Origin of the sequence: Pontibacter rugosus, from assembly GCF_042678745.1 — a bacterium.
Lineage (GTDB): Bacteria > Bacteroidota > Bacteroidia > Cytophagales > Hymenobacteraceae > Pontibacter > Pontibacter rugosus.
In genome coordinates this window covers 1-1,872 of sequence record NZ_JBHTLD010000389.1, presented here as the reverse complement: position 1 = coordinate 1,872, position 1,872 = coordinate 1, and the positions used below count along the sequence as shown (strand labels likewise).

Sequence of the window (1,872 nt, the reverse complement as noted above, 5' to 3'; positions counted from 1 at the left end):
ATATAGGAAATATTTTTAGAAGATATACAAGTATCGTTCCAGCATCGTGCATGGTTGAATATATTTTATATGATAGGCCTTTCACTAATCTGCAGCAGATATAGGTTCTTGGTTAAAGTGGTATCTATTTGTGCATCAATAGTTTAATTGCTGTCCCTGTTTCGCAACATGCTTATTGGGCTTGAATGAGCCTTTTAGAGTAAAATAAACTCTAAAACCTTGTGAACTTTTAGCCGTTCTTTTACCTTTATAAAGCAAGTATAGTGGCGAGTGCCACGGGCTTTGTGTCAAGACCTAAGTATAACTGGTTTAAAGCACAGGGTTTATGTAGGATCAAAGAGAAAGGAGGTGCCATGTCTAATCCATCGGTCGTCTTAGTAAGCCTAGGTAATAATGTTCACTCTAACGGTGAACTGGCTTAGTAAGCAGTACTAGCTACTGCTTACGCAGATAGCATCGTTACCTCTGGTCTTTTTTTGATGGCAAACTGAAAAACAGGGCGCCGCTTATTGAGATATTGAGGATTTTTTGGGAACACCTGGTGTACTTTGACGGGCTACACCAGGTGTTCTTTTTTTGCCTTTGCTACCGCACCTATAGGTCATCCTTATAGATGGTGTTATCGCGGGTTCGACGCTCTTTGATGAACGATGCCACATAGAAAATAACTGCCGTAAAACAACTAAGCCCCGTCAACAAAAGCAGAATTTGCCGCCTGTTCCAAACAAAGTAATCTGTGTCTGTACTCCACAAAATCAACAAGCCTGTTAGTAAAGTAAGAGCAGTGACAGTGTTGAATACAAATTTGTTGTGCTTTCGCAAATGATACGTGCAGGCCAGCAGCAGAAAACCGACAAAGGGCACTATAAGCGCAGTAGGAGGCTTTGCTTCATTTGTAAAGTAACCTATAAGGCCCGCCACTATCAGCACAAGGGCATTAATTGTATTGATGAGATAAGGATGTAGCATAGTATAAACGTTAGAGTTTAAGTACAAATACGTATGCTATGGTGTACGAAAAAACAGGAGAGGGTTATAGGGTAGATTATAAAACACGCCGCACCTCTAAAAAGCGGGTGTCATAACGAGTACCTTCTACCTTACTTATTTTTACACCTCCGTTAGAGGAGGCATGCACGAACTCTATCGTGTCTCCTGGTTCTGAAATAACAATCCCAACGTGGCCCGGACGGCGCACACTTGGGTTAGTGCCTGTGAAAATAACCAGATCACCTGGGCGTGATTTAGCTCTTAGCACCTGTTGTCCTTCCTGTGCTTGCAAACGCGAGGAGTGCGGAATCTTAAAGTTATACTTGTCAAAAATAAAGGTTGTAAAGCCAGAGCAGTCAAACCCGGTCTTGCTCATACCAGCATATATGTAGGGGGTTCCTAAAAAACTTTTAGCATAAGCCACCATATCCTTTCTTATACTTGAGGAGGAAGCAGGCGCACTTTCAGTAGATAATGAATCAGGAACATGTATAGGGGGAGCATGTACAACAGCTACAGGCTTCTTCAAAAACTGAGGTTGAAATACCAGCAAGAGGCACAGTGGTAATAAGGGAGTTAATAGCAACATTACGTTCTTTTTCATAGCACTTGGTGTTGGTTCTGGCAAACAACTGAAAACATCATGCCAGTAACTGCATATTCCCTCTTTTAGTATGCGATAAGATGTTTTCGCTGGCACTGGAGCAGTTCTGTATATAGCAATGTTAATCAATTCACTTCAAAAATAAATTCGTTGACATGTAGTATTTTAAGCTTTACCACTTTTATGATTTATTTATAAGCATTATCAGCCATCTGTTTTAAATTTATATACACATATTTATATTTTTACAATAACTATATGAGAGGTTCACGTGAAGG

General features: G+C 40.3%; 2 protein-coding genes. Both read right to left on the bottom strand.

Features of this window, described 5'->3' with window-relative positions; all coding sequences use genetic code 11:
- Positions 1 to 594: 594 nt before the first annotated feature.
- Positions 595 to 969, bottom strand: coding sequence for a hypothetical protein (locus ACFQ2O_RS21435; RefSeq protein WP_377532906.1), 375 nt, complete (start codon positions 967 to 969; stop codon positions 595 to 597).
- Positions 970 to 1,045: 76 nt separating this feature from the next.
- Positions 1,046 to 1,519, bottom strand: coding sequence for a C40 family peptidase (locus ACFQ2O_RS21430; RefSeq protein ID WP_377532904.1), 474 nt, complete (start codon positions 1,517 to 1,519; stop codon positions 1,046 to 1,048).
- Positions 1,520 to 1,872: the final 353 nt, after the last annotated feature.

Coding starts and splice junctions, on each gene's coding strand:
- ACFQ2O_RS21435 (WP_377532906.1), bottom strand. CDS start 969: ATGCTACATCCTTATCTCATCAATACAATTAATGCCCTTGTGCTGATA.